This window comes from Collinsella sp. LCP19S3_A7 (assembly GCF_052121995.1).
Taxonomy (GTDB): Bacteria; Actinomycetota; Coriobacteriia; order Coriobacteriales; family Coriobacteriaceae; genus Collinsella.
In genome coordinates, this window is sequence record NZ_JBQKDE010000004.1 from 109,551 (window position 1) to 136,126 (window position 26,576).

Genomic DNA, 26,576 nt, shown 5'->3' on the forward strand with positions numbered 1-26,576 from the left:
TGCCGTGTTGTTACCGATCGGCAGTCTCATCCTTCAACATATCTTGAACAAGCATGCCGGCACGAACACCCTTAAGGTACCACTCGCCTCGCCCGGTCAGGCATATGCCGTTTGCAAGCTGGCCGCCATCATCGTTATAACGAGAAACGACCTCGATAAGGCCATCAGAATCCAAACGGTCGATTGCAGCGCGGGCACGATACGGCGAAACCCCTACGCACTCGGAGAGTGTCTTGCGCGAGAAACCGTACGGCACACCGTTTCCCTTAGATTGCCGAGCGATCTCCATCAGCACCAGCACCTCGACACGCTTCATATCGTTGACACTCGCACGACCCTTGCCCGCCATGGCAGCCTCCTCAAACCGAGCACGAGCATCAAAAGCACCGCGCATGACCGGCGCATCCCTCGATGGCCGGCAACATCCATCATGGGTAGCCCCGCAAAGGATGTATCCACTGAGGTAATTGTATACCGCGCAAATCGCTTTTGGGCAGGTAAACGGCCTAAATTTCGGCAAATTAAGCCCTAAAAACCCCTAAGCGCCGCATCGGGTGCGCACTCCGATGCGGCGTCTCATCTCAATCTTAGCGATGGAAGAAGCCACGGCGCTCAAACTTGGGCTCACAGCACACGTTAATGCCCAGCTTGCGCAGCACCGTCTCGTCCGTAGGCGAGATAATCACGCTAAAGAAGGCGTCGCAGCCGCGCAGCTGCTCAAGACCCGAAAGAACACGAGTAGCCGTCTCACTCGTGGCCGAGGTGATAGAGAGCGCCATGAGCGTCTCGTCGGTGTGGAGACGCGGGTTTTTGCTGCCAAGGAAATGCGTCTTGAGCTTGCTGATAGGCTCAATCGCCTCATCGCTGATGACCTCGAGCTCAAGATCGACGCCTGAAACATGCTTAAGCGCGTTCATGATGAGCGAGCTCGCGGCACCCAGACGCGTTGAGGTCTTTCCGGTCACTACCGAACCGTCCGGCATCACCATGGCACCCACGGGACCGCCCGTCAGTTGCTCCCTGGTGAGAGCAGCCGAGCGTGCCGGCGAATAGTTCTTGTCGATGCCGGCTTTTTTCATAATGAGTTTGAGACGGTCGACCTGCTCATCGCCCACGCCAGTACGGCGCACGCTTTCAACCGCGGCAAAATAGCGACGCACGATCTCCATCTTGGAGGCATCTCGGCATGCATCGTCATCGGTAATGGCAAAACCAACCATATTGACGCCCATGTCCGTGGGGCTCTGATAGGGGCTCTCGCCCAAGATCTTTTCCATCAGGGCGCGAACAACCGGGAACGCCTCAACGTCTCGGTTGTAGTTGACCGTGGTCTTGTTATATGCCTCAAGGTGGAACGAGTCGATGATGTTGGCGTCATCGAGGTCTGCCGTGGCAGCCTCATAGGCAATGTTCACCGGATGCGTGAGGGGGAGATTCCAGACCGGGAAGGTCTCAAACTTGGCATAGCCGGCAGCGGTGCCATGCTTGTGCTCGTGATACAGCTGCGACAGGCAGGTGGCGAGCTTACCCGAGCCAGGGCCGGGCGCCGTCACGACAACGAGCGGACGCGTGGTCTCGACAAACTCGTTCTTGCCGTAGCCTTCATCAGAAACGATCAGGTCGACATCGTGCGGATAGCCCTCGATGGGATAGTGCAGCTTGGCGGGAATGCCGAGCGCGTTTAGACGATTGCGGAAGACGTCGGCAGCGGGCTGACCGGCATACTGCGTGATGACCACGGCGGCAACGGCAAATCCGTTCCCGCGGAACAGATCGACCAGACGCAGGACGTCCTCGTCATAGGTAATGCCCAAGTCGCCACGGGCTTTGTTCTTCTCGATATGGTTCGCATTGATTGCGATGATGACCTCGACGTCGTCGGCAATGCTCTTGAGCATGCGGAACTTGCTGTCCGGTTCAAAACCCGGCAGCACGCGGCTCGCATGATAGTCATCGAACAGCTTGCCGCCAAACTCCAAATACAGCTTGCCGCCAAACTGCGAGATGCGCTCCTTAATATGAGCAGCCTGCAGCTCGATATACTTCGCGTTGTCGAAACCCTGGCGCATGTATGGCTCCCGTCCCGTTTCCATTTAATGTCCTAGGCGATTATAGCGGAGCAGACCCTCCCCCACCGACGAGGCCGGGGCAGCTAATTTGGGACGGGGCTTTTTTGACTACCCCCACATAAAGGGTAGTCAAAAAAGCCCCGTCCCAAATTAGCTGCCCCAAACGCACTTCCCCTGCACCAGCAATGGCAACATCGCAGGTTGAGCATAAGTCAGCGAGCGCCGTCCAGAACGTACGAGTTGGCATGAAAAAGGCAAGGCATAGACCTTTTGGTCATGCCTTGCCTTTTGAATGACAAATTGTCGTTCTGGGCGGCGCGCAGCGTCAACTGGTTGCGCGGTTCGTAGAACCGCGCAACATAAGAGCGCCCCCTCCCGCGCACGGAACGGGAGGGGGCTAAAGGTAGGAGTCTACCGGTGGGTTGACCCCACCGGACAGACGATGACCAAGTGATCCTCTACAGGATCGTCAAGGTTTCCGTGGGGCACCCGTTGGGTACTTAGATCAACACGCAGGCGACGGTCAGGATGATGGCGCAGACGACGGAGAGAACGACGATGAGCTTAAGGGCAAACTTGAGCCAGGTCGTCCACTCGATCTTTGCCAGGGCGAGACCGCCCATGATGGCACCGGAGGTCGGGGTGAACAGGTTCACGACACCGATGGCGGCGGAGAAGATCATGACCATGACCTCGGGCGAGAAGCCGAGCTTAACAGCCAGCGGTCCCATGATGGGCATGGAGACGGTAGCCATACCAGAGGTCGAGGGGATCAGGAAGGACAGGCCGAAGTAGACCAGGAAGCTCATGGGAGCGAAGATCACGCCGGACAGACCAGCCAGGGCACTGGCGGCAGCGTCGAGGACGTAGACGTCGAGACCGGTGTTGGCCATGAGGACGGAGATGCCACGGGCGAGGGCGATGACGAGAACAACGGACATCATGTCGGCAGCGCCGGTGATGAAGGTGTTAACGATCTGCTTCTCGGACAGGCCACCGATGATACCGATCAGGATAGCCATGAGGAAGAACCAGGTGGAAGCCTCGTCGAAGTACCACTGGCCAATGGGCAGGCCGGTGATCAGGGCAGACCAGCCCTGGACGACGGTGTTACCGTCGGCATCGTAGACAGCGCCAGCGTCAAAGAAGTTGGCAACGCCCTCGTTGAGGTCGGCCAGCGGAATGAAGCCGACGATCATGACGACGAAGGTGAAGGCAAAGGCGATCAGAACACCCTTCTGACGACCGGTGAGCTTGACCTCCTTGTTAACCTCGGAAGCAGCCTTGCCGTGAGCCTCTTCGGCGCCCTTGAGCTCCTGCATCGACAGGATGGTGGAACCCTTGTCAGCCTTGACCTTCTTGGCATAGCCCATGACGAAGAAGATGGAAATGGCCGTGGTAACAATCCACAGGACGGCACCGAGGCCGATGATGATGGACTGGTTGACCTCAATGCCAACGCCGGTCAGAGCGTCGACGGCAGCACCGACGGCGAACGGGTTAACCGTGGAGCCCAGGCAGCCGCAGCCAGCGCCGAGCAGGACGGTAGCGGCGCCGACCATGGGGTCGAAGCCGGCAGCCATCATGGTAGCGGCGAGCAGGGCGTAGAAGGGAACGGTCTCCTCGCACATACCATAGGTGGTACCACCGAGGGAGAAGATGAGCATAAGGACAGGAACGAGCATGATCTCGTTGCCCTTAAGCTTCTGCACCAGAACGGCGATGCCGTTGTCCAGGGCGCCGGTCTCGGTCATCATACCGAGGAAGCCGCCCAAGATCATAACGAAGAGGCAGACGGGCAGAGCGTCAGCGAAGCCCAGAATCGGGGCGGTGCAGAAATCGCTCAGGCGGGCTGCAGTAACAGCGCCGCCGGACGTGCCGGAGACGATAACGGTAATCACTGCAACAATTGCCAGCAGAGCTAGAAGAATGGTGAACGATGAAGGCATACCGCGCTTTTTCTTAGCGGTCTCAGTCATAGTTCTCATCCCCCCTTCATAAATCATTTAACTTTCTCGCGCGAAGCGGATCTTCCGTGCCGTGCCCACCGCCCGACGCAAGATATTTACCAGACAAACCGCTCGGGGTGTGCAGCAATACACCCCGAGCGAAATGCTTAAAGGCTCTTACTTGAGCGTTGCGTACATGACAGCCTTGATGGTGTGCATGCGGTTCTCGGCCTCGTCGAAAACCTTGGAAGCGGGGCTCTCGAAGACCTCGTCGGTGACCTCCTGCTCGGTAATGCCGAACTGCTCGCACTTCTCGGCGCCAATCGTGGTGTTGGTGTCGTGGAAGCTGGGCAGGCAGTGCAGGAAGATGGCACCCGGGTTGGCCATAGCCATGACCTCGGAGGTGACACGATACGGGGTGAGCTGAGCGATGCGCTCGGCCCAGACCTCGTCAGGCTCGCCCATGGAGACCCACACGTCGGTGTAGATAACGTCGGCACCGGTGACGCCGTCCTTGACGTCGGTGGTCAGCTTGATGGTGCAGTCGTTAGCCTCGGCGATAGGCTTGCAGGCCTCGATGACGTCGTCAGCGGGCATGCACTCCTCGGGGCCACAGGCCACGAAATTCATGCCGAGCTTGGAGCAGACAACCATGAGGGAGCGAGCAACGTTGTTCTTGCAGTCGCCCATGAAGACGAGGGTCTTGCCCTTGATGTCGTAGTTGAAGTTCTCCTGGACGGTCAGGATGTCGGCGAGCATCTGGGTGGGATGCCACTCAGTGGTCAGGCCGTTCCACACGGGCACGCCGGACTTAGCGGCGAGCTCCTCGACGTCGTCCTGGGCAAAACCACGGAACTCGATGCCGTCATACATGCGGCCGAGAACGCGGGCGGTGTCCTCGATGGACTCCTTCTTGCCCATCTGCGACGAACCCGGATCGAGGTAGGTTACGCCCATGCCCAGATCCATGCCGCCGACCTCGAAGGCGCAGCGGGTACGAGTGGAGGTCTTCTGGAAGAGCAGAACGATGTTCTTGCCCTCGAGATAGCGATGCGGAACGCCAGCGCGCTTCATGTCCTTGAAGTTCTTGGAGAGCTTGAGCAGGTACTCGATCTCCTCGGTGGTGAGGTCGAGGAGCTTGAGGAAGCTACGGCCGGAGAGGTTAACACCCATGGTTCGTTTCCTTTCGAAAAATGAATTACGCAAGTTATTAGTGTTGCCCGTTTGACGGGCAAAACCGGTGCGGTTGTAGGGGGACCGCACCGGAAACGGAAAGACTTAGAGGTCCTCGCGCCAGAAGGGCATGCTCATGCAGCGCGGGCCGCCACGGCCGCGGGAGAGCTCGGCGGAGGGCACGACGAGAAGGTCCAGGCCCTCCTTGTACAGCACGTCGTTGGTGACGGTGTTGCGGGCGTAGACGCAGATCTTGCCGGGCTCGACGCACAGGGTGTTGGAGCCGTCGTTCCACTGCTCGCGGGAGGCCGCGATCGGGTCGCCGCCGCCGCAGGGGATCAGCTTGACCTGGTCGACGCCGGTGGCGTCCTCCAGGACGTGCTCGAGGGTGTCCTCGATCAGGCGGATGTTCACGTCGCCCGGGTTCTTGCCGGCGGTCAGCTCGTAGACGCGCAGGGTGCCCATGATGGCGGGGTGGATCGTGAACTTATCGACGTCGATCTGGGTGAAGACCGTGTCGAGGTGCATGAAGGCGCGCGAGACCGGGATGTCGAAGGCCAGGATGCGCTCGACCTTGGAGTCGGAGTTCCAGAAGATGTTCTGGGCCATGACGTCGATAGCGGCGGCCTGGGTGCGCTGGGAGATGCCGACGGCGAGGGTCTTCTCGTTGATGTTCAGCACGTCGCCGCCCTCGGTGTGGAACTGGCAGTCGCGGCGGAAGTACAGGGAGACGTCCTTGTAGTCGGGGTGGTACTTGAAGACGTACTTGCCGTACAGGGTCTCGCGGTTGCGGGTGACCGAGTACATGCGGTTGAGGTTGACGCCCTCGCCGACGACCGCGAACGGGTCGCGGGTGAAGTAGAGGTTGGGCATCGGGTCGATGATCAGGTCGGACTCGGACTCGGAGTTGACCAGGGAGTCGAGGGTCGTGGAGGCCGTGAGGGGCATCTCGATCTCGGCCTTGGTCATGCCGGCCATGGTCTTCTTGACGAACTCGAGGTTGTCCTCGATGGAGTCCAGCTTCTCGCGGACGATCTGCGGCATGTGCTTCCCGCGGATGCCGGCCTCGGCGATGTACTGGTCGGTGAACTCGGCGCGGGCGCCGGGGACCTGGTCGAACACCTCGGCGACGAGGTTCTCGAGGTAGAGCACCTCGACGCCCTGGTCCCTCAGGATCTGGGCGAAGGTGTCGTGCTCCTGCTGCGCGACCTCCAGGAACGGGACGTCGTCGAACAGGAGCCGCTCGAGCTCGTCGGGCGGCAGGTTGAGGAGCTCGTCGCCGGGACGGTGCAGGCAGACCTTCCTGAGCTTGCCGATCTCGGAAGGCACGTGCAGACCTTTCGTCATGGCCTCCTACCTTTCTTTCGGGCCCTTGTCAGGGCCGATTCGTTAGCGCCCCTCCGTGTGAGGCGTTATTGCTGACGACATATTTATATCCAAAATCAACCCATACTTCCACCTTGCCCCCGAACGGTTTTTTATAGGGGGTGAACGGCATACACATATACTTCACGCATGGCACACTTTGATTTAATAAAGTTTATTTACGTGCTTAAACGCGTTTTCAATCCAAAAATCAAATGGAACTAAACTTTGTTAAACCACCCTCAGATTGCATATTTCGTGCAACGATTTGAATAGAATTCGCAATTCTTGCTGTCTCTCAACCATTTTAATTTTTATTCATAAAAAAGTTTGTCCTATTCATTTTTAGCAAACAGATTACCGTTTACCAGACGTTGGATACCGTTCACCGGAAACTTAGTATAAGGCCCGTCGAATACCCGATCGATCTTGCGTCCCCATTTGTAACAACTTGACTTTTCCGGCGGCAAAGACATGCAGACCCGCTCCCCAAAAGGGAGCGGGTCTGCATTCGGTACACCTAGGGCCAAGTAAGGTTTAGTCCTTCGAGGGCCTCAAGGGATTAGCGATCGAACTCGGCCAGAGCCTCGCCCAGAAGCCTCAGGCCCTCGCGAAGAACATTTTCGCTCGCGCAGTAGCCCAGGCGTGCGCCGCAGGGAAGCTCAAAACGGCTGCCGGGCACCAGCAGCACTCCCCTCTCGGACAACAGGCGCTTGCAGAACTCCTCGTCGTCCTCGGGAATATCAAGCTGGATAAACGAGGTAGACACGCCCTGCGGGGCCGTCCAGGAAACGCGATGTTGCGTATCGATCCAAGCCTGCGCGATATCGCGATTGCCAGACACGATCTTGCGGTTGCGCTCGAGAATCTTGTCCTTGTGCTCAAGCACATAGGTCGCCAGGGCATCGTTGAACACGCCGCCGCAGATCATGGTGTAATCGCGATAGGTACGGATGCGATTGGACACCTCTTCGTCGGCCACGACCCAACCCACGCGGGCTGCAGGCGTCGAATAGGTCTTAGATACCGAGTTGGTGACAATGGCCTTCTCATACACGTCGACCATCGACATAAAGGACTCGGTGTTCTCGAGCGGCAGATACACCTCGTCACACAGCACGTAGGCGCCCACCGAACGGGCGATCTCGGCAATCTGACCGAGCGTATCGGCATCAAGCACCGTACCGATGGGGTTCGATGCGTTATTGATGCAGATAAGCTTGGTGTTGGGGCGAACCAGGCGCTTGAGTTCCTCGATATCGGGCTTCCAGCCGAGCTCCTCGCGAAGCTCCCAATACTCGACCTCGGCGCCCAGTGTACGCGGGATCTCGTAGAGCGGCGCATAGGTAGGCCACTCGGCAATCACGTGGTCGCCGGGCTCGACAACGGCCATGATGGCGTTGAGGTTGGCACCCGTGCAGCCATTGGTCTGAAGAATGTGATCGGGATTGACCTCGCGACGATAGAGCTTGGCGACCTCGGCCTTAAAGTCGGGCGAGCCCTCGATCCAGCCGTAGTTCATCTTCTCGCGGTCCAGGCGCTCGTAGAAGGTAGCGCCGTCCTGCTCGTCGAGCGCGCGCAACTCGCCCATGGTAAGCGACGAGATCGTCGACTGGGCGATATCCCACGTAGCGCTCTTCTCCCAAACGTTGAGCCATTCCTCAACGCCGATTGTCTTGATATCCATGGCTAGGCTCCAATCGCTAGAACACGGGGATGATGCCGGCGAAGGTCATGGGAATGGAGATGATGCCCAAAAGGGCGATCACCACGGCACAGATAACCTGGCCGTTGCCCATGGACTGACCAGACTCGGTGAGTGCCTTGCGATAGAACAGGAAACCGGGAATGTAGCCCAGACAGGCAAGCAGCAAGAAACCCCAGCCGGTAAAGAGCACACCGACGACCTGGAACACCAGGGCGAGGATACCGATAAGAGCCTGGCCCGACTCGCCGCGCTCGCGAGAGAGCTTGACCTGATAGGCAGCAGCGTAGGCCCAGGTGACAACGATGGTCACGGTGCACATGGAGATCGCGAAGGTATAAGCGTCGGCAGCGAACGTGGCGATGATGATGAACGCCTCCGTCAGGGCACCGACGATAATCAAGGCCATCTGCGGCGCGCCCTTGGCGTTGACCTCGCCCCAGGACTTGGGAAGCAGACCGTGGTCGGCCATCATCGAGGAGACCTCGGCGGGAAGCATGGTAAAGGAGAGCCAGGAGCCGCACACCGAGATGATGATGGCCCAGGAGATGAAGGCGCCGCCCCAGCCGGGAGCAAGCTGCTCGAACACGGAAATGGTGGCAGGCTTGGGAGCCGCAACCAGATCGGCATAGTCAACAACGCCGTACGGAATGACGGAAGCGCCGATGTAGAGGGTGAGCAGCACGATCAAGCCGATGATAGTGGCGGAGCCGACTTCACTCTTGCGCTTAGCGCGACCGGACATGACCGAAGCGCCCTCGACGCCGATGAAGACCCACATCATGATCAGAATGCACTGCGTGACCTGGTTGGCAACGCTTCCGAGTTCAACGCCGTTGGCGGCGATGATCGTGGCATTGCGCGCGGCGGTGCCCCAGAAGTCGGCGGTAAACACACCGGCATTAAAGGCGAAGCAGGAAAACACGATGAACAGCAGGATGGAGGCAATCTTAATGACCATGACGATCGCGTTGAAGGCCGCAGCGCTCTCGACGCCGCGAATGACCAAGAACGTAATACCCCACAGGACCAGCGACACGACAACGACGCCGACGACAGCGGGGTTTCCGGTCACGGGATCCGAGAACACGCCCGGCATGATCGTGCCCAGGCAATAATCGGAACCCAGGACCTGGGCGATCATGGTGCCAAAGCCGACATTGCCGAGCCAGGCGGAAAGCCAATAGCCCCAGCCGGAGATAAATCCGTGGAAAGGACCGAAGCCCTCCTCCGCGTACGCGCAGGCGCCGTCAAGATCGGGGCGCTTGGAACCCACGTTGGCGAGCGAGAGCGCCAGCATCAAAAAGCCCAGGCCGCAAACGACCCAAGCGATGAGCGCAGCACCAGGAGAGGCGACGTTAGCGAGCTGACCGGTAAGGGCGAAGACGCCCGTGCCGATGCAGGAGGAAACGACCATGCCGACAAGGCCGAAAAAGCCGACACCGTTGGGGTTATCGACACGACTGTCTTTAGACATAATGGCCACCTTATCTGTTGTTGAATTAGCTTCATTAAACAAGAATGGGGCGGTGCGAAAGATCCGCACCGCCCCAATGGGAGACATCTAATGGCAGTTAGACGTTTGCTTTAAGACCTGTACGGGTCTTTGAAAACCTTAGAGGTCCTCGCGCCAGAAGGGCATGCTCATGCAGCGCGGGCCGCCACGGCCGCGGGAGAGCTCGGCGGAGGGCACGACGAGAAGGTCCAGGCCCTCCTTGTACAGCACGTCGTTGGTGACGGTGTTGCGGGCGTAGACGCAGATCTTGCCGGGCTCGACGCACAGGGTGTTGGAGCCGTCGTTCCACTGCTCGCGGGAGGCCGCGATCGGGTCGCCGCCGCCGCAGGGGATCAGCTTGACCTGGTCGACGCCGGTGGCGTCCTCCAGGACGTGCTCGAGGGTGTCCTCGATCAGGCGGATGTTCACGTCGCCCGGGTTCTTGCCGGCGGTCAGCTCGTAGACGCGCAGGGTGCCCATGATGGCGGGGTGGATCGTGAACTTATCGACGTCGATCTGGGTGAAGACCGTGTCGAGGTGCATGAAGGCGCGCGAGACCGGGATGTCGAAGGCCAGGATGCGCTCGACCTTGGAGTCGGATTTCCAGAAGATGTTCTGGGCCATGACGTCGATAGCGGCGGCCTGGGTGCGCTGGGAGATGCCGACGGCGAGGGTCTTCTCGTTGATGTTCAGCACGTCGCCGCCCTCGGTGTGGAACTGGCAGTCGCGGCGGAAGTACAGGGAGACGTCCTTGTAGTCGGGGTGGTACTTGAAGACGTACTTGCCGTACAGGGTCTCGCGGTTGCGGGTGACCGAGTACATGCGGTTGAGGTTGACGCCCTCGCCGACGACCGCGAACGGGTCGCGGGTGAAGTAGAGGTTGGGCATCGGGTCGATGATCAGGTCGGACTCGGACTCGGAGTTGACCAGGGAGTCGAGGGTCGTGGAGGCCGTGAGGGGCATCTCGATCTCGGCCTTGGTCATGCCGGCCATGGTCTTCTTGACGAACTCGAGGTTGTCCTCGATGGAGTCCAGCTTCTCGCGGACGATCTGCGGCATGTGCTTCCCGCGGATGCCGGCCTCGGCGATGTACTGGTCGGTGAACTCGTCGCGGGCGCCGGGGACCTGGTCGAACACCTCGGCGACGAGGTTCTCGAGGTAGAGCACCTCGACGCCCTGGTCCCTCAGGATCTGGGCGAAGGTGTCGTGCTCCTGCTGCGCGACCTCCAGGAACGGGACGTCGTCGAACAGGAGCCGCTCGAGCTCGTCGGGCGGCAGGTTGAGGAGCTCGTCGCCGGGACGGTGCAGGCAGACCTTCCTGAGCTTGCCGATCTCGGAAGGCACGTGCAGACCTTTCGTCATGGCCTCCTACCTTTCTTTCGGGCCTTACTGGCCGAATGTATCAGCGCCCCTCCGTATGGAGCGCTGCTTGCTGACAGCTCTAGTTATATCCAATTTCCACCCGCAATTCCACCTCGCCCCCGAACGGTCAACAAAGTACGATGAACGGTATATCGCATATGATTTCCCATGATGCACTTCAGTTTCGTAAAGCAGATTTTCCTAGGTAAACGTTATTTTTCTAGGAAATCAAGATTGAACACTCAAAGTTATCCATGATTCAAAATTGCATAGCGAAAACGGTTTTCTGCATATAAATGACGCTTGTCCTCGATTCGACCTAAATTCGATTATATTCAGCTTGCTATCATTCTTATTCATACATTCTCACCAGTTGAGTGAGGATATAGATCGCTTGTTCAAAGCACCGGACGTTAGTGCTTCGGATCGTCAGCGTAATAAGTAGGTACAGATACCGTTCGCGCGATACGTCCGTGCCATAGGTCGACTAAATTGAGACAATAGCAAACAGTGTTAGGCTACCGTCCCTTTGGGGACTGAACGGACAGATGCATATGCCGAGCAAAATCGAAAAGAAGCAGAACGCCGCCAAGCTGCGCAAGAAACCGCGCGATTTCTCGTATACGCAAAATCGAGAGCTTAGCTGGCTGCGCTTTGATAACCGCGTACTCGACGAAGCCTTCGATGAGTCTGTGCCACTGTTCGAGCGCCTTAAGTTCGTCTCGATCTTCGAGTCAAACCTCGACGAGTTTCTCATGGTGCGCGTGGGCGGCTTGTCCGATCTGGCAGAGCTCAAAAAACAGCCCGTCGACAACAAGAGCAATATGACCGCCTCCGAACAGGTCGATGCTGTCATGGCAGAGCTGCCCGGGCTCCTTACCCGCTGGGAGTCGATCTTTAAGAGCATCGAGGACAAGCTCGACGCTTTGGGCGTTCACCGCGCCCGCATCGATTCGCTTACGCCCGAGGAACATACCTTTGTAACCCGCTACTTCCAGGCCTACGTATCACCGGTCATCTCGCCGCTGGTCATCGATCCGCGCCATCCCTTCCCCAACCTGCGCAACGGCGCGCTCTATCTGGCTTGTGGCCTGGACGGCATCACCGACGAGGAGAGCCTGCTGGGCCTTATCGAGATTCCCGCCTCGATGAACCGCGTGGTCGAAATCCCCTCGCCCACCGGCACCTACTCCTACATTCTGCTCGAGGACGTCATCCTCGCCTGCCTGGACAGCTGCTTCGGCTCCTATAAGCCGCTCGACCGCGCGCTCATCCGCGTCACCCGCAACGCCGACATCGATCCGGACGGCGAGGGCGTCGAGGAGGAAGAGGATTACCGCCAGCACATGAAGCGCATCCTCAAGAAGCGCCTGCGCCTGCAGCCGGTGGTGCTCGCCGTATCGGGCTCGCTCGAAAAGCCAACGCTCAAGACCATCCGCAAAGCGCTCGAGCTTTCGCGCCGCTCGGTTTTTACCTGCGATATCCCGCTCAACCTGGGCTATGTCTTTGGCATCGAGGGCAAAATACCCGAGCATCTACGAAACGAGTTGCTCTTTACGCCGTTTAGGCCGCAGCCCAACCCCACCATCGATATGACCCGCTCCATCCGCGATCAGGTGCTGCAGCACGACAAGCTGCTCTTTTACCCTTACGAGACCATGAATCCGTTCTTGGACCTGGTGCACGAAGCAGCCTACGACCCCGAGTGCATCTCGCTTCGCATCACGCTCTACCGCGTGGCCAAACAAAGCCGCCTGTGCGAGTCGCTCATCGATGCTGCCGAAAACGGCAAAGAGGTTACAGTGCTCATGGAGCTCCGCGCCCGCTTTGACGAGCAAAACAACATCGAATGGGCCGAGCGGCTGGAAGAGGCCGGCTGCACCGTTATCTACGGCTCCGAGGGCTTTAAATGCCATTCCAAGATCTGCCAGCTCACCTATCGCGAGGGCATGGCGCTTACCCGTCTGACGCTTTTGGGTACCGGCAACTTTAACGAGAAGACGGCCAAGCTCTACAGCGACTTTATGCTCATGACCGCGCATCCCGGCATCGGCGAGGACGCCAACCTGTTCTTCCGCAACCTGTCGCTGGGCAACCTGCGCGGCGACTACCGCTTCCTGGGCGTGGCGCCCGTGGGCCTCAAGCCGCTCATCATGCGCGGCCTGGACCGCGAGATTCAGCGTGCCCTTGTCGGCGAGCCCGCCCGCGTGTTCTTTAAGCTCAACTCGCTTACCGACCGCGAGGTCATCGACAAGATCGCCGAGGCATCGTGTGCCGGTGTGCGCGTGGACATGATCATCCGCGGTATCTCGTGCCTCAAGCCCGGTGTTCCGGGCAAGACCGAGAACGTGCACGTGCGCTCCATCGTCGGACGCTTTTTGGAGCATGCGCGCGTCTATGCCTTTGGCGTGGACTCGGATATGATCTACCTGAGCTCGGCAGACATGATGACGCGCAACACCGAGCACCGCGTGGAGATCGCCTTCCCCGTGCTCGACCCCACCTGCCGCGCCCAGGTGCACGAGTACATGGGCATGCAGCTGCGCGACAACGTGAAGGCACGCAGTCTGACGAGTGACGGCACCTGGATTCCCGTGGAGCGCAAAGAAGGCGAGAAGCCCTTCAACTCGCAGGAAGCTCTGCTGGAGCGTGCCTATCGCAACGCCGGGGCCGTCGCCAAGGCAGAACCTACGCTCGCATCCAAGCCTGAGCTCGAACCGCAGCCGGCCGCACCCGAGGTCCAGAAGGTTCAGGCAACCGTCATAGAGCCTGAGTCCGAGCCTGCTCCTCGGCCCCAACCGCAGACGGCCAACCCCGCGTCCCAGAAGGGCGCCCGCCGCGAGAAGCCCGCTGGCAAGACCAAGACCATCGAGCGCCATCGCCCCGGTCGCGTGCGCATGGGACTGGGCCTGATCGGCCTAGGCCTTAAGACGCTCATTACCGGCAAGACGAAATAGACGTTTGTAGAAGCGCCCCGTATTTGAGGAATACCCCAAATACGGGGCGCTTTTCACTGCTACCATGGTTGCGAACAATACCGCGAATGACAGGCAGGAACATGAAGCTCACCATAGAATCGATGACCTACGGCGCCGACGGACTGGCGCACGCCGACAACGGCAAGGCCGTCTTTGTGCAGGGCGCCGTGGCAGGCGACACCGTCGAGGCCGAGATCGTGCAGGACGGCAAGTCGTTTATGCGCGCCCGCACGACCGAGATTCTGGAGCCGGGCCCCGATCGCATTCAGCCCCCCTGCCCCTTCGTGGGCGTCTGCGGCGGTTGTTCGTGGGGCAATCTCTCGCGCACCGCGCAGCTTGCCGCCAAAGAGCAAAACCTGCGCTCCACGCTCGAGCGCATTGGCAAGTTCGCCCCCGAGCAGGTCAACGATCTTGTCCAGCCCATCCGCCACACCAAGGACGACTGGAGCTACCGCAACAAGATTGAGCTGGAGCCCACCCTCGTTAACGGCCGCGTTCGCCTTGGCATGCACGGCGTCGATCCCAGCAAGATCGTCACCGTAGATTCGTGCCCGCTGTTCGATAAGCGTTTTCCCAAGGCGCTCAAATCGGTCGTCGGCGCGCTCAACTATCTGAGCGGCAGTCACGATCTGGGTCTGGAGCGCGTGGGCATTCGCGCTTCGCGTCGCACCAAGGCACTCGAAGTCGCACTTTGGACGCCCACGGGCTCCTTCCCGCGCTCGCAGGTCTCGCGCGTGTTGGCAGACGCCGCTCGCCCCACGAGCGTAGTGCGCGTCATGAGCAAGGGCGAGAAGAAGGCCCGCCGCGTCTCCAAGGTGGAGATGCTCGCCGGCGAGGGCTCCTGGACCGAGAACATCGCCGACGGCCAGATGCGCCTTTCGGCCCCATCGTTTTTCCAGGTCAACACCAAGGGCGCCGAGATTTTGATCGAGCTTGTCATGGAGGCGCTCGACCCGCAAGAAGATGAGCTTGCCATGGATCTGTACTGCGGCGCCGGCACCTTTACCCTACCGCTCGCCCGCCGCTGTGATTTTGTTGCCGCCGTCGAGGCCTACGGCCCGGCCGTGCGCGACCTGCGCCGCAACCTCGAGATCAACAAGCTCGATAACGTCGATGTCATCGGCGGCGATGCCGTGCGCGAGTTCCCCGACCAGGATGCCGATGTCCTGGTGGTCGACCCGCCGCGTGCAGGTCTGGCACCCGAGGCAATCGACCTCATCGCCAGCACGAGCGCCCGCGACGTGGCCTACGTGAGCTGCGATCCGGCGACTCTGGCACGCGATCTTAAGTGCTTTGTCGAGGAAGGCACCTTCTCCCCCGTCAAGATCACGCCGGTCGACCTGTTCCCGCAAACCTTCCACTGTGAAACCGTCGTCCATCTCAAGCGCAACTAGACTGTTTGCCCAAGACCACACCCGATGATTTTTCTGGGACGGGGATAAAAATAAATTTGTTCCGAATGATTATTTAATCCCCGTCCCAAAATTAAACCGCCCCCCATTTCTTGGACATTGAACTGCCGCCCGAGAAAGCTAAACGCCTTCTGGCAGGTTGTCCCGGACCGAGGGCGGCCGCCTCGACCGCCCTCGGCCCTCACCCACCTCAACTGCCCTCAACTACATAGAGCTGGTCGAGAAGGGCCCAAGCTAGCAGGCGCCCTCCTCGTCGTCGTTGGGCCGGTAGGTGATGAACTCGATAACAAAGGCCAGGACGGCAGAGACGAGCGAGGCGATGATCGCGAAGATCATGTGGGAGATTCCGGCGCCACCAGGGGTCCCGTCGATGAAGTTGAGCAGGTTGAAGACACCGAGGCCACCCGAGATGTACATGAGGGCGCCCGTCATTCCCACGATGGCGCCGCCCACGGCGGAGCTCAGGCATGCCACGACGAACGCGCGCTTGTTGGGGAGGGCGATGCCGTAGATGCCCGGCTCGGTGACGCCGAAGAAGAAGGCGGAGATCATCGCGGGAAGGGCGATGCCGCGGAAGCGCTCGTCCTTGTTTCTAAGATACATGGCAAAGATGACCGCTCCGAGCGCGAACCCGTGGCCGATGGTGGCGGCGAGCACGCTGTCGTGGCCGAGGGTGTTCAGGTTCATGATGGAGATGGGGATGAGGCTCCAGTGGAAGCCAAAGATGACGAGGCACATCCACAGTCCGCCGACCAGGGCGCTGCCCAAGACGGAACCAACCACGGGAAGCTGGAAGATGAACGAGAACGCCGCGCTCAGCAGGTTGGTGATGAGGGTGGCCACCGGGCCGATGACGAGGTAGCCCAAGACGATGGAGACCGTCATCGTGGCGAGCGGGACGAGGAACATCTTGAGCGCAGCCGGCATCCAGCTCTTGAGCCAGCGCTCAATGATAGAGCCGAACCACACCATGAGAAGGACGGGAATCACCGAGCTCACGTAGCCGGACACGGGCATGATGATGGGGACCCCGAGGGCGGTGGCGTACCACGAGAACGTGCCGGCCACGCCGAGGTCGATGCTGCCGAGCGCCTCGCCCGAGGTCAGGGCGACCATCGTCGGGTAGAGGAGCGCCACGCCGATTGCCACGCCAGTGAACTCGTTCATGCGGAACTTGCGCGCGGCACTGAACGCCAGGGCGACCGGAAGGAAGTAGAAGAAGCCGTCAGCCACGGTGTAGAGCAGCGTGTAGAGGCCGTCGTTTGCAAAGGCCGGGACGAAGTAGGTGATGAGGGCAAGCAGTCCCTTCATGATGCCTGCGGCGGCAAGCGGTCCCAGGATGGGCTGGAAGATGCCAGAGATGAGGTCGATGATGACGGAGGCAACGGTCTTATCGCCCTGGGGCTCGTCGTCGGCGCTTGCGCCGCCCGAGAAGTTACCGGCCTCCAGGGCCGCGTCGTAGACGTCCTCGACGATGTTACCCACGACCACCTGGTACTGGCCGTTGGCCTGGATGACCTGGATGACGCCCTTGAGGGCCTCAATCTTGGCCGTGTTGGCGCGGGACTCGTCCTTGAGCTTGAAGCGCACGCGCGTGATGCAGTGCGCGACGCTGGCGACGTTCTCGGCGCCGCCTACGTTCTCGAGTATGGATCTGGCCAGATCGTCGTATTTTTCTGCCATTATTTTCTCCTTAGTGATATTGCCCGGGCGGCTAGCCCAGGTCGCCTCCGTTGGTGGCGATGGCCTGTCGGTACCAGTAGAAGCTCTTCTTGCGCCTGCGCTCGAGCGTGCCGTTGCCCAGGTTGTCGCGGTCCACGTAGATGAAGCCGTAGCGCTTCTCCATCTCGCCGGAGCCCGCGCTCACGAGGTCGATTGGTCCCCAGGTGGTATAGCCGAGCATCTCGACGCCGTCCTGCTCGATGGCGTCGCGCATGGCCTCGATGTGCTCGCGCAGGTAGGCGATACGGTAGTCGTCCTCGATCGTGCCGTCGGGAAGCACCTCGTCATAGGCGCCGAGGCCGTTCTCCACCACAAAGAGCGGCTTTTGGTAGCGGTCCCAGAGGTCGTTGATCGTGATGCGGAATCCCAGCGGGTCGATGACCCAGCCCCAGTCGCTCGTGCGCACGTAGGGGTTCTCCACGCCGGCGAAGGCGTTGCCCTCGGCGACGCCGCCCACGGAATCGGGGTCGCCCGCGGTGCAGCGCGAGGAGTAGTAGCTAAACGAGATGAAGTCGACGGTGTTCTCCGCAAGGATGCGCTCGTCCTCGGCGGTCATGCCCACGTCGATGCCCTCGCGCTCGAGCATCTTGATCGCGTAGCCGGGGTAGTGCCCGCGCGCCTGCACGTCCACGAAGAAGAGGTCCTCCTGGTTCTTGACCTGCGCCGCGCGGACGTCCTCGGGGCGGCAGGAGTAGGGGTAGTAGCTTCCCGCGGCGAGCATGCAGCCCACCTTGTTCTCCGGGTCGACCTCGTGGGCGATCTTGGTGGCCCAGGCGCTGGCCACGAGCTCGTTGTGCGCGGCGCGGTACTCGGCCTCGCGGGCATTCTCCCCGGGCTCGAGGACGATGCCGGCACCCATGAAGGGACGGTGCAAGATCATGTTCATCTCGTTGAACGTGATCCACCAGCGCACGAGGCCGCGGTAGCGGTTGAAGAGCACCGTCACGAGCCGCTTGTAGAGCTCAATGAGGGTGCGGTTTCGCCAGGCGCCGTACTTCTTGACGAGGTGGATGGGGCAGTCGAAGTGCGTGATGGTCACGAGGGGCTCGATCCCGTGCTCGCGGCAGCAGCGGAACACGTCCTCGTAGAAGGCGAGCCCGGCCTCGTTGGGCTCCTCCTCGTCGCCGTTGGGGAAGATGCGGCTCCAGGCGATGGAGAGGCGAAAGACCTTGAAGCCCATCTCCGCGAAGAGGGCTATGTCCTCGCGGTAGCGGTGGTAGAAGTCGATGCCCGTCTGGGCCGGATAGTAGTACCCGGGCTCGAAGTCGAGCATGCGCCTCAGGCCGCGACTCACGTCGTTGCGCTCCGGCCCGTGTGGGATGACGTCGACATTGGCAAGGCCGCGGCCGCCCTCGTCATAACCTCCCTCGCATTGGTTGGCGGCGGTGGCTCCTCCCCAAAGGAACCCTTTTGGAAATGGCATGGTGCCTCCTTCTCTCTGGCGTCCCCACCTCTGCGGGGGACGCTTTAATAACGTCCTTGCGACCTCACGCGCCGGGCCCGTGGCCCTTTCCCTGATGCGCGCGGGCCGCCTGTGAAGGGATGACTAGCTGACGGCTTGTCCTGCGGCGGCGCGACGTGCCTCCCGGCCTCCAAGCAGGGAGGGGACCTGCGCCAGGCACACGCCGGCGAGGATGATGGCGACGCCCAGCCACTCGACGACGCCGAGCGGCTCGCCGAGGACGATCATGGCGATGAGCAGGCCGGCGGGGAGTTCCGCGGCGGCCATGACAGTGGAGAGGCCCGCGGGCAGGTGCGGAGAGCCCATGCCGAAGAGCAGGACCGGGCAGAGCATGCCAAAGAAGCCGGCGATGACGGCAAAGGGCAGGATGCCCTGGGCGAGGACGCCCGAGACGACGTAGTCTGGGCACACCGTGAGCGACATGACCACGGAGCCCGCGCATACGATGACGCCACGCTGCTCGGACGAGCAGGGGGCCTCGACCTTGCCGGAGAGGGTGACAAAGAGGGAACAGGACACGGCCGCCCCCAGCGCGCAGAGCAGGGCCACGGGGTCGTACCCGGTGATGCCGGTCTTGTAAACGCCGCTGGCGAACACCGTTCCGAAGACGATGACCAGGGCGGAGACCACTTGGAGGGCCCTCGGCGGTCGGCGCGTCATGACGGTCTGCCACAGGAGCCCCAGCCACGTGAACTGGAAGAGGAGCGTGAGCGCCACCGGGGCGGGCAGCACGCTCATGGCGTAGCAGTAGAGGATTGAGGTGAGGCAGGTGAGGGCTCCCAGGCCCATGAGCTTAAGGGCGAGCTTCCATCCCACGCGCTGCCAGCGGTGCCCGAGTGCGTGGCCCGCGAGTGTGGCGAGAGCGAAGAAGAGGCAGCCGAACCACGCCTGGCTCGCCACCACCTGCGCCGAGGTGAAGCCCGCGGCGTAGGCGAGCTTGTAGGTCGTGGCCATCGCGCCGTAGCAGGCGCCGCCCGCAAAGACCTGGAGCGCCGCCTTGGCCTGTCCCGCGCCCGTGGCTCCTGCCCCGGCGGCCTGTTGCTTGATTGTGTTTGTTCCTGCCATTAGGCTCCCTTCCGTCTGCTGTCTTGCAGATGCACGTCTCGTGCGTCTGTTCCCTGCAGTCGGAAGGTGGGCTCGTGCGGTCTTCTGGCGGTTCATGTGGCACCTGCTGCCAAGACGAAAAAAGCCACGCAACCGACTGCTCGGTTGCGTGGCAAAAAGGTGGCTAGCGCCCAGAAAAGTCCACGCGTTTTTAGACTGAGACAAAGTACTACAACAGGTGAGATTCCGTCAAGAAAAACCGAGAAAAAAGTGAGTCTCTGCCCGCCGTACCTGTGGCGGTCGTTCCCCGAGCGGGGCGGTGCGTTGGGGACTGTCTCGATCTGTAACAGTAAGACCCGGTTTTGGTCCGTAGATGTTACAGATTTAGACGTTTTGTCGAGGCGGTTTCCGTTTATCTTGATCTGTAACAGTTAGGGGTCAAAAGTGGGCCTAGCTGTTACAGATTGAGATTGTTAAGGATGGGTGAGGGTAGCTAAAATAGCCCCGTCCCTTTTTAAACATTGGGAAATCGAGCGTGGCAAGCATAGGTCTTCGGGGTATAAGACGGCTAATTGTATGCCGCCTTACGAAAGGAACCCTCATGCCCAGCGTTGCCGTTCTCGCCGCCGATGGCTTTGAAACTATTGAATGCCTGACCATGGTCGATGTCATGCGTCGCGGCGGCGTGCGCGCCACGCTCGTCTCGATCATGCCCACACGCGAGGTCGTGAGCTCGCTGCAGATTCCCGTGACCTGCGATGCGCTCTTTGATGAGATCAACTTTGAGGAGTACGACTGCATCGTGCTGCCCGGCGGCCTGCCCGGAGCCACCAACTTGCGCGCCGACCAGCGTGTCTGCGATGTAGTCTGCGAGTTCGCCGCAACCAAGCACGTTGCCGCCATCTGCGCCGCCCCGTTTATCCTGGGTGAGCTTGGTCTGCTCGAGGGACGCCGAGCCACGTGCTTCCCCGGCTTTGAGAAGAGCTTCCCCGAGGGTGCTTATACCGGCGAGAAGGTCACGCAAGACGGCAACATCATCACTGCCAGCGGCATGGCACAGTCACTTCCCTTTGCCTTGGAGCTGCTGCGCACACTCGCCGGCGACAAGGCCGTCGAGAAGGTTGCCGAGGGCATCCAGCTATGATTTTGGCTTCGCAATCGCCGCGCCGCATAGAGCTGATGCGCGAGGCGGGCTATGACGTTCGCGTAATTCCCGCAGATATCGACGAAACACCTTTTGATGGCGAAGCTCCGCTTACGCTTGTCGAACGCTTGGCACGCGCCAAAGCCGCTGCCGTTGCCTCCGAGCACGCCGAGCCCAACGAACTGACTGTCGCAGCCGATACCATTGTCACCTTTGACGGGCAAATTTTGGGCAAGCCGGCAGACGAGAACGAGGCACGCACCATGCTCCGCGAGCTTTCGGGCCGCACGCACCAGGTGGCAACCGGCGTCTGCATCGTTAAAGCCGGCGACACTGCAGCTCCGCATGCCGCCGAAAGTCTGTCGTTTGTCGATGTGACCGACGTGACGTTCTATGAGCTTACCGAGGAGCAGATCGGGCACTATGTTGCCTCCGGCGAACCCATGGACAAGGCCGGAGCCTACGGTATCCAGGGCACAGGCGGCCGCATGCTCGTGCATGACATTTCGGGCGACTTCTACAACGTGGTGGGCTTACCCATCGCTCGCGTCGCACGCGCGATTCAAAAACTCTCGTAATTGCATCTGGCGCTGGGTATCCCCCGGCGCCTACAATTTTGCCGTACCGCACGGATCCCGACCGAGCATAAGGCCCGGCGGAAAACCGATAGGAGAAAACATGGACACCCTGCTCGAAGCCATTGACGTTTGCGATGTCGATGGCTTTTGCTTTGGCAACTATACAGACGAGGAGGCCGGCACCGGCTGCACCGTAATCGTGGCGCCCGAGGGTGCCACCGGCGGCGTTGACGTACGTGGTGGCGCTCCCGCTTCGCGCGAGACCGATCTGCTGCGTCCCGAGAACACCGTCGATAAGGTCCACGCCGTCTGCCTTTCGGGCGGTTCGGCCTTTGGTCTCGAGGCGGCAAGCGGCGTGGCCCGCGAACTCGAGAGCCACGGCATCGGCCTGCCCGTCGGCCCCACGCAGGTGCCCATCGTGTGTTCCAGCTGCATCTTCGACCTCGCCTTTGGCGATCCCACCGTGCGTCCCGACATTGAGGCCGGTATCGCCGCCGTGCGCGAGGCGCTCGACCATACCCCCACCACACTCGATCAGGGCAATGTAGGTGCCGGCACCGGCGCCACCGTAGGCAAGCTCATGGGGCCCGCCACCTGCATGAAGGCTGGCCTTGGAGCTGCTGCCGTGACACTCGGCACCGTCAAGGTGGGCGCCGTGGTCTCGGTCAACGCCTGTGGCAACGTGGTCGACCCGACCACCGGCGAGTGGGTGGCCGGCATGCGCGCCGCAGCCGATAGCGACCAGATCGTCGACATGGAGCTCGCCGCCCTTGCCGCCGCCGGCTCTATGAAAATGCCACTCGACCGCACCAACACCACCATCAGCTGCATCGTCACCAACGTGGAGCTCACTAAGGCCCAGGCCACCAAGGTCTCCCAGATGGCCGCAGACGCCTATGCACACGCCATCCGCCCCACACACACCACCAACGACGGTGACACCATCTACACCCTTGCCAGCGGCAAGCTGGGCAGCCAGGCAAGCGCCGCCGTTCCCCTAGACCTGCTGGGCATGCTCGCCGTAAGGGCCCTGGAAACCGCCATCGTAAACGGAGCCAAAACCGCCAAAACATCCCACGGCATCCCCGGCGTTGCGAAGTAATCCACTCGACCGACTACCAACTAAAACTTTTCAGCCCAGGCCCCTGTGTACCGCGCGCCCAAGATCTTCAAATTCAGGCAGCCTGACAATCGATTCTTATAGCAAAGGCCCCTTGGCCTTTAGTTTGATACAAGTTCCGCACGAGCCGGAAAGCACTTAATGTGCTTTCCGTGCGAGCAGGACTGTTCGCAGTAGCAAACTAAAGGCCAAGGGGCCCAGTCAACCTATCAGCAGCGATTACTCAACAGCTAGTTGAATTTGAAGATCTTTGAGGCAAGACGGTATAGGCCGAGTGTGGTTTTGTCTCCAGCCCGCCCGTGCAGGTTGGTAAAGAAGCCGACCACACCGTAGCGTGCACGACGATACATACGCTCGTCGTAGGCCTTCAAATCACTCCACAATGTCGTCAGGCGCTCGTCGGCGCAATCCTCATCGGAAAGCTTGGTAAGCACCGAACAAATTGCCACCATCATGGTGAAATAGCCCATCATGTACGCGCGCAGACGTGACGACTCGACATCGCTGTACAGATGGAACGCCTCCATCATAATGCGCGTCACGCGAAACTGCTGGTCCAGACGTTTGACCATCGTGGCCTCGTTGACGCTCTGGCCCTCGCGACCGATAAAGTAACGATAGAGGTCGATGTCGGCGTAGTACATGGTCTTGCAGCGCGGCAGCGGCACGTAGGCGTAGATATTGTCGACATAGAACGTGTGCGGCGGCATAGGCAGATTGGACGCGCGCAGCACATCCGTGCGATAACACAGGCTGTGCATGAGCAAATTCTGGTCCGGACGGAAATGGCCAATCTGGTCCCAGGTAAAGATCTTTTTGCGCGGCAGGGCAAACTTGTAACCAATAGCGGTATGCGTACCCTCGTAAACCTTCTCGTACACATAGTTCGAGATAAACAGATCGACGCGCTGGTCGCGCTCCTCAAAGCCACGCAGAATCGAAAGCATGGTCGAAAGCGCCGCACCGTCGAGCCAGTCGTCCGAGTCGACGACCTTGTAGTAGGTGCCCTGCGCCTCGCGCAGGCCCGAGAGGACGGCCATGCCGTGGCCGCCGTTCTCCTGATGCGCCGCGCGGATGATACCGGGGTAACGCGCCTCCCACTCATCGGCCTTAGCTGCCGTCTCGTCCTTGGAACCGTCATCGACGATGATGATCTCGATATCGGTGGCGTAATTGCTCCCCTCCAGAATGGAGGTGATGCAATGGTCCATGTCCTTGGCGGCGTTATACGAGGGAATACCGAATGATATGACTTTATGCATGGCAGGCGATAATCTCATCCGAAAGATCGAGGGCAGAGTTGGTCACGGCATCCATATCGTAGTAACGATACTCGGCCAGGCGACCCACCGGGTGGAAGTTCGTCAGGTTCTGGACGCGCTCAAGATAGCGCTCATAGAGCTCGCGGTTCTCGGGCTCCAGAATGGCGTAATAGGGCGTCTCACCCGAGCCGGGCGTATAGGCCTTGGAATACTCCTTCATGATGGTGGTCTTGCCGGGCAGGACCTGACCAGTCATGTTCTTGAACTCGGTGATGCGCGTGTAATCCTCGCTCGTGGTGTAATTGACGGTGCCCACGGGCTGGAACTGGTCCATATCGAGCGTCTCGAACTTCATGTCGAGCGTACGGTACGGCAGAGCGCCCAAGTCGAGGTTGAACAGCTCGTCGAGCGGACCGGTGTAGACGATCTCGCCGCCATAGACCTTGCCGTCGATCTTGACGGTGGTCTCGTCGATCTCAAAGAGGTCGCGGGCGTCCACGTCGCAGAACACATCAATCAGATCGTGGTCGAGCATATGCTCGAACAACGCGGTATAGCCGTCCTGCGGCATGCCCTGGAAGGGAGCCTGCGGGAAATAGCGGTCATCGTCGCCCACAAAGACGGGAACGCGGCCGGTGATCGAGGGATCGATCTGGTCGGGCGTCTGGCCCCACTGCTTCATGGTGTAATGCAAAAAGACGTTCTCGTAGACGTAATCGGCGACCTCGGCAAGATCCGGGTCGTTCTTCTTGCGCAGCTCCATGATGGGCACCTTGACGTCCTTGCCAAAGGTCTCCACGAGCTTCTGATACAGCTCCTCGCCGCGCTCATCGCCAAAGGCGAGCTTGAGGCTCGCGTGGTTAAAAGGCACGGGCATAAGGGTGCCGTTGATGTTGGCGAGCACCTTGTGCTGGTAGTCCGTCCACTTGGTAAAGCGCGACAGAAAATTGTGGACGCGTTCGTTAAAGGTATGGTAAATGTGCGGACCATACTCGTGGACCAGGATCCCGGCCTCATCAAAGCAGTCGTAAGCATTGCCCGCAATGTGGCCACGGCGCTCCAAAACGGCAACGCGATAGCCGATGGTCTCGGCAAGACGGCGGGCACAAACGGCACCGGCATACCCGGCACCGACGACAATCATGTCGTATGCGCCGGCGTTAAAGCCTTCAGGCAGGCCTGAGGTAATCTGCATCGATACTCCTTGTCAAAAGCCACGGGCTCGTTAGCTGGGCTTTTCTCGAACATTCTTCGAGACATATTTATCAGAGCGATTATAGCGCTAATGCGTCCTATAATGAGCTTGCCACACAAGGAAAGCTCAAGCACCCCGGCGTACATATTTGAAAGGTAAACCCGCTAGCAGCGGGTTTATTCGTGGAAAGCCGGGTGCCTGGAGCTTAGCGAAACGCTTGTAAGGAGTAACATGAGCGATTTCCTAAACCGTATGAAGTCTGCCGCCAAGGCCGACCTTAAGACGATCGTCCTGCCCGAGGGCGAAGATCCGCGCACCATCATCGCAGCTACCAAGATCATCGAGGAGGGCTTGGCAAAGATCGTCATCTTGGGCAACCCCGACGAGATCAACGTTCCCGGCGCTACCGTCATCGACCCGCGCAATGCCGAGAAGCACGAGGAGTACGCGCAGAAGTTTGCCGGGCTCCGCGCCAAGAAGGGTGTCACCATCGAGCAGGCTCGCGCCCAGGTGATGGACGCCACCTACTTTGGCACCATGATGGTCAAGATGGGCGATGCCGATGGCCTGGTCTCCGGTGCCTGCCACTCCACCGCCGACACCCTGCGCCCCGCGCTGCAGATCCTCAAGACCGCCCCGGGCACCAAGCTGGTCTCGGCCTTCTTTGTGATGTGCACCGACACCCCGCAGTTCGGCACCGACGGCACGCTGATCTTCGCCGACTGCGGCCTCAACATCAACCCGTCCTCCGATGAGCTCTCCGAGATCGCCATCGCCTCCGCTCACTCCTGGTCCACCTTCATGGGCAACGTTGAGCCGCACGTGGCTATGCTCTCCTACTCCACCATGGGTTCCGCCGGCGGCGAAGTCGCCAAGAAGGTCCAGGAGGCCGTGAAGTTCTGCAAGGAGAAGGCCCCCGAGCTCGCCATCGATGGCGACCTGCAGCTCGACGCCGCCATCGTCCCCAACGTCGCCCAGCTCAAGGCTCCCGGCTCCTCCGTTGCCGGCAAGGCCAACGTGCTCGTGTTTCCCGACCTCGAGGCCGGCAACATCGGCTACAAGCTGGTCCAGCGCTTCGCCGGCGCCGACGCCTACGGCCCCATCCTGCAGGGCATCGCCAAGCCGGTTAACGACCTTTCGCGCGGCTGCTCTGCCGACGACATCGTGGGTGTCGTAGCCATCACCGCCGTCCAGGCTCAGATGGCTGAGTAGCGCACGCACTCGCCCGAAGGCCGTACGGGCTAACCCCTGAAAACGTCCTCGACCAATGAAACGCCCCCGTTCTGCTCCTCCGGAGCTACGAACGGGGGCGTTTCTGGTCTGCGGAATGTTTTCAGGGGTTAGCCCGTACGGCCTTCTACCGCCACGTAGCATTCAGGGGATCTGGGGTGGACGGCGGCTTGGCTACGAGCTGGGGCTGAGAATCTGAAGGTGACGCATAATTTCTTTCGCAAATTGACAACCGCATAGCGGAACACGGCCCGCGCCCCGTCATATGATTTCTAGCGACTAAACAACAAATCACCGACGAAGGGGGGCAC

20 protein-coding genes are annotated in these 26,576 nt (G+C 60.4%); 7 read left to right on the top strand and 13 right to left on the bottom strand.

Annotated elements, in window-relative coordinates; all coding sequences use genetic code 11:
- Positions 1 to 10 precede the first annotated feature (10 nt).
- The 8 genes from ACTQV3_RS03380 to arcA (ACTQV3_RS03415) form a co-directional block, all read right to left on the bottom strand.
- Positions 11 to 394: a hypothetical protein gene (locus ACTQV3_RS03380; protein ID WP_154515229.1), complete on the bottom strand. Its 384-nt coding sequence runs from the start codon at positions 392 to 394 to the stop codon at positions 11 to 13.
- Positions 395 to 587: 193 nt separating this feature from the next.
- Positions 588 to 2,069, bottom strand: a complete 1,482-nt coding sequence (locus ACTQV3_RS03385; protein WP_154515227.1) for a DUF1846 domain-containing protein — start codon at positions 2,067 to 2,069, stop codon at positions 588 to 590.
- 500 nt (positions 2,070 to 2,569) lie between these two features.
- Entirely contained in the window at positions 2,570 to 4,057 is a 1,488-nt protein-coding gene (locus tag ACTQV3_RS03390) for a YfcC family protein (protein WP_441068159.1), read from the bottom strand.
- Positions 4,058 to 4,195: 138 nt separating this feature from the next.
- Positions 4,196 to 5,191 carry an ornithine carbamoyltransferase gene (argF, locus tag ACTQV3_RS03395; protein WP_154515223.1) on the bottom strand — a complete coding sequence of 332 codons (996 nt, stop codon included), beginning with the start codon at positions 5,189 to 5,191 and terminating at the stop codon, positions 4,196 to 4,198.
- Between the two features lie 105 nt (positions 5,192 to 5,296).
- The gene (arcA, locus tag ACTQV3_RS03400) at positions 5,297 to 6,538 is read right to left on the bottom strand and encodes an arginine deiminase (RefSeq protein ID WP_427719159.1); all 1,242 of its coding nucleotides are present in this window, start codon (positions 6,536 to 6,538) and stop codon (positions 5,297 to 5,299) included.
- 580 nt (positions 6,539 to 7,118) lie between these two features.
- On the bottom strand, positions 7,119 to 8,243 hold the full coding sequence (locus ACTQV3_RS03405; RefSeq protein ID WP_441040929.1) for an aminotransferase: 1,125 nt from the start codon (positions 8,241 to 8,243) through the stop codon (positions 7,119 to 7,121).
- Between the two features lie 16 nt (positions 8,244 to 8,259).
- Entirely contained in the window at positions 8,260 to 9,738 is a 1,479-nt protein-coding gene (locus ACTQV3_RS03410) for an amino acid permease (protein WP_441040931.1), read from the bottom strand.
- A gap of 138 nt (positions 9,739 to 9,876) precedes the next feature.
- Positions 9,877 to 11,118, bottom strand: coding sequence for an arginine deiminase (gene arcA, locus ACTQV3_RS03415; protein ID WP_441568605.1), 1,242 nt, complete (start codon positions 11,116 to 11,118; stop codon positions 9,877 to 9,879).
- A 548-nt stretch (positions 11,119 to 11,666) separates the two neighbouring features.
- Between arcA (ACTQV3_RS03415) and ppk1 the strand changes: the two genes are divergently transcribed.
- Positions 11,667 to 14,075 (top strand): polyphosphate kinase 1, encoded by a 2,409-nt coding sequence (gene ppk1, locus ACTQV3_RS03420; protein ID WP_441550007.1) that lies wholly within the window; start codon positions 11,667 to 11,669, stop codon positions 14,073 to 14,075.
- A gap of 86 nt (positions 14,076 to 14,161) precedes the next feature.
- On the top strand, positions 14,162 to 15,490 hold the full coding sequence (gene rlmD, locus ACTQV3_RS03425) for a 23S rRNA (uracil(1939)-C(5))-methyltransferase RlmD (protein ID WP_441536248.1): 1,329 nt from the start codon (positions 14,162 to 14,164) through the stop codon (positions 15,488 to 15,490).
- Positions 15,491 to 15,742: 252 nt separating this feature from the next.
- On the opposite strand, the gene ACTQV3_RS03430 is transcribed toward rlmD, so the two are convergent.
- From ACTQV3_RS03430 to ACTQV3_RS03440, 3 genes are all read right to left on the bottom strand, one after another.
- Entirely contained in the window at positions 15,743 to 17,191 is a 1,449-nt protein-coding gene (locus ACTQV3_RS03430) for a PTS transporter subunit EIIC (RefSeq protein ID WP_441536246.1), read from the bottom strand.
- Positions 17,192 to 17,222: 31 nt separating this feature from the next.
- Positions 17,223 to 18,653, bottom strand: a complete 1,431-nt coding sequence (locus ACTQV3_RS03435; protein ID WP_441069003.1) for a 6-phospho-beta-glucosidase — start codon at positions 18,651 to 18,653, stop codon at positions 17,223 to 17,225.
- 123 nt (positions 18,654 to 18,776) lie between these two features.
- On the bottom strand, positions 18,777 to 19,508 hold the full coding sequence (locus ACTQV3_RS03440) for an EamA family transporter (RefSeq protein WP_441057040.1): 732 nt from the start codon (positions 19,506 to 19,508) through the stop codon (positions 18,777 to 18,779).
- A 24-nt stretch (positions 19,509 to 19,532) separates the two neighbouring features.
- Here ACTQV3_RS03440 and ACTQV3_RS03445 point away from each other — a divergent pair, with 24 nt between their 5' ends.
- The 4 genes from ACTQV3_RS03445 to ACTQV3_RS03460 all read left to right on the top strand — a co-directional run bounded on the left by ACTQV3_RS03445 (position 19,533) and on the right by ACTQV3_RS03460 (position 22,560).
- A complete protein-coding gene (locus tag ACTQV3_RS03445) occupies positions 19,533 to 19,760 on the top strand; it encodes a hypothetical protein (protein ID WP_441547286.1) in 228 nt (75 codons plus the stop codon).
- Positions 19,761 to 20,337: 577 nt separating this feature from the next.
- On the top strand, positions 20,338 to 20,880 hold the full coding sequence (locus ACTQV3_RS03450) for a DJ-1 family glyoxalase III (protein WP_427718432.1): 543 nt from the start codon (positions 20,338 to 20,340) through the stop codon (positions 20,878 to 20,880).
- Complete coding sequence (locus ACTQV3_RS03455; protein WP_441083163.1) at positions 20,877 to 21,458, top strand: Maf family protein; 582 nt, start codon at positions 20,877 to 20,879, stop codon at positions 21,456 to 21,458. Before ACTQV3_RS03450 ends, ACTQV3_RS03455 begins: the two co-directional genes overlap by 4 nt.
- Before the next feature lie 100 nt (positions 21,459 to 21,558).
- Positions 21,559 to 22,560 carry a P1 family peptidase gene (locus ACTQV3_RS03460; RefSeq protein WP_441536242.1) on the top strand — a complete coding sequence of 334 codons (1,002 nt, stop codon included), beginning with the start codon at positions 21,559 to 21,561 and terminating at the stop codon, positions 22,558 to 22,560.
- A 248-nt stretch (positions 22,561 to 22,808) separates the two neighbouring features.
- On the opposite strand, the gene ACTQV3_RS03465 is transcribed toward ACTQV3_RS03460, so the two are convergent.
- Positions 22,809 to 23,840, bottom strand: coding sequence for a glycosyltransferase family 2 protein (locus ACTQV3_RS03465; RefSeq protein ID WP_441536240.1), 1,032 nt, complete (start codon positions 23,838 to 23,840; stop codon positions 22,809 to 22,811).
- A complete protein-coding gene (gene glf, locus ACTQV3_RS03470; protein WP_427729079.1) occupies positions 23,833 to 25,035 on the bottom strand; it encodes a UDP-galactopyranose mutase in 1,203 nt (400 codons plus the stop codon). The genes ACTQV3_RS03465 and glf overlap by 8 nt, the downstream gene beginning before the upstream one ends.
- Before the next feature lie 231 nt (positions 25,036 to 25,266).
- Here glf and pta point away from each other — a divergent pair, with 231 nt between their 5' ends.
- On the top strand, positions 25,267 to 26,247 hold the full coding sequence (gene pta / locus ACTQV3_RS03475) for a phosphate acetyltransferase (RefSeq protein ID WP_441536237.1): 981 nt from the start codon (positions 25,267 to 25,269) through the stop codon (positions 26,245 to 26,247).
- The last annotated feature ends 329 nt before the right edge of the window (positions 26,248 to 26,576 follow it).

What these genes read in the sequence shown, in the direction of transcription:
- arcA (WP_427719159.1), bottom strand. Translation starts at nt 6,538, where the DNA reads ATGACGAAAGGTCTGCACGTGCCTTCCGAGATCGGCAAGCTCAGGAAG.
- ACTQV3_RS03430 (WP_441536246.1), bottom strand. Translation starts at nt 17,191, where the DNA reads ATGGCAGAAAAATACGACGATCTGGCCAGATCCATACTCGAGAACGTA.
- ACTQV3_RS03435 (WP_441069003.1), bottom strand. Translation starts at nt 18,653, where the DNA reads ATGCCATTTCCAAAAGGGTTCCTTTGGGGAGGAGCCACCGCCGCCAAC.
- ACTQV3_RS03450 (WP_427718432.1), top strand. Translation starts at nt 20,338, where the DNA reads ATGCCCAGCGTTGCCGTTCTCGCCGCCGATGGCTTTGAAACTATTGAA.
- ACTQV3_RS03385 (WP_154515227.1), bottom strand. Translation starts at nt 2,069, where the DNA reads ATGCGCCAGGGTTTCGACAACGCGAAGTATATCGAGCTGCAGGCTGCT.
- ppk1 (WP_441550007.1), top strand. Translation starts at nt 11,667, where the DNA reads ATGCATATGCCGAGCAAAATCGAAAAGAAGCAGAACGCCGCCAAGCTG.
- ACTQV3_RS03390 (WP_441068159.1), bottom strand. Translation starts at nt 4,057, where the DNA reads ATGAGAACTATGACTGAGACCGCTAAGAAAAAGCGCGGTATGCCTTCA.
- rlmD (WP_441536248.1), top strand. Translation starts at nt 14,162, where the DNA reads ATGACAGGCAGGAACATGAAGCTCACCATAGAATCGATGACCTACGGC.
- ACTQV3_RS03405 (WP_441040929.1), bottom strand. Translation starts at nt 8,243, where the DNA reads ATGGATATCAAGACAATCGGCGTTGAGGAATGGCTCAACGTTTGGGAG.
- ACTQV3_RS03455 (WP_441083163.1), top strand. Translation starts at nt 20,877, where the DNA reads ATGATTTTGGCTTCGCAATCGCCGCGCCGCATAGAGCTGATGCGCGAG.
- ACTQV3_RS03460 (WP_441536242.1), top strand. Translation starts at nt 21,559, where the DNA reads ATGGACACCCTGCTCGAAGCCATTGACGTTTGCGATGTCGATGGCTTT.
- pta (WP_441536237.1), top strand. Translation starts at nt 25,267, where the DNA reads ATGAGCGATTTCCTAAACCGTATGAAGTCTGCCGCCAAGGCCGACCTT.
- ACTQV3_RS03465 (WP_441536240.1), bottom strand. Translation starts at nt 23,840, where the DNA reads ATGCATAAAGTCATATCATTCGGTATTCCCTCGTATAACGCCGCCAAG.
- glf (WP_427729079.1), bottom strand. Translation starts at nt 25,035, where the DNA reads ATGCAGATTACCTCAGGCCTGCCTGAAGGCTTTAACGCCGGCGCATAC.
- ACTQV3_RS03380 (WP_154515229.1), bottom strand. Translation starts at nt 394, where the DNA reads ATGCGCGGTGCTTTTGATGCTCGTGCTCGGTTTGAGGAGGCTGCCATG.
- argF (WP_154515223.1), bottom strand. Translation starts at nt 5,191, where the DNA reads ATGGGTGTTAACCTCTCCGGCCGTAGCTTCCTCAAGCTCCTCGACCTC.
- ACTQV3_RS03410 (WP_441040931.1), bottom strand. Translation starts at nt 9,738, where the DNA reads ATGTCTAAAGACAGTCGTGTCGATAACCCCAACGGTGTCGGCTTTTTC.
- arcA (WP_441568605.1), bottom strand. Translation starts at nt 11,118, where the DNA reads ATGACGAAAGGTCTGCACGTGCCTTCCGAGATCGGCAAGCTCAGGAAG.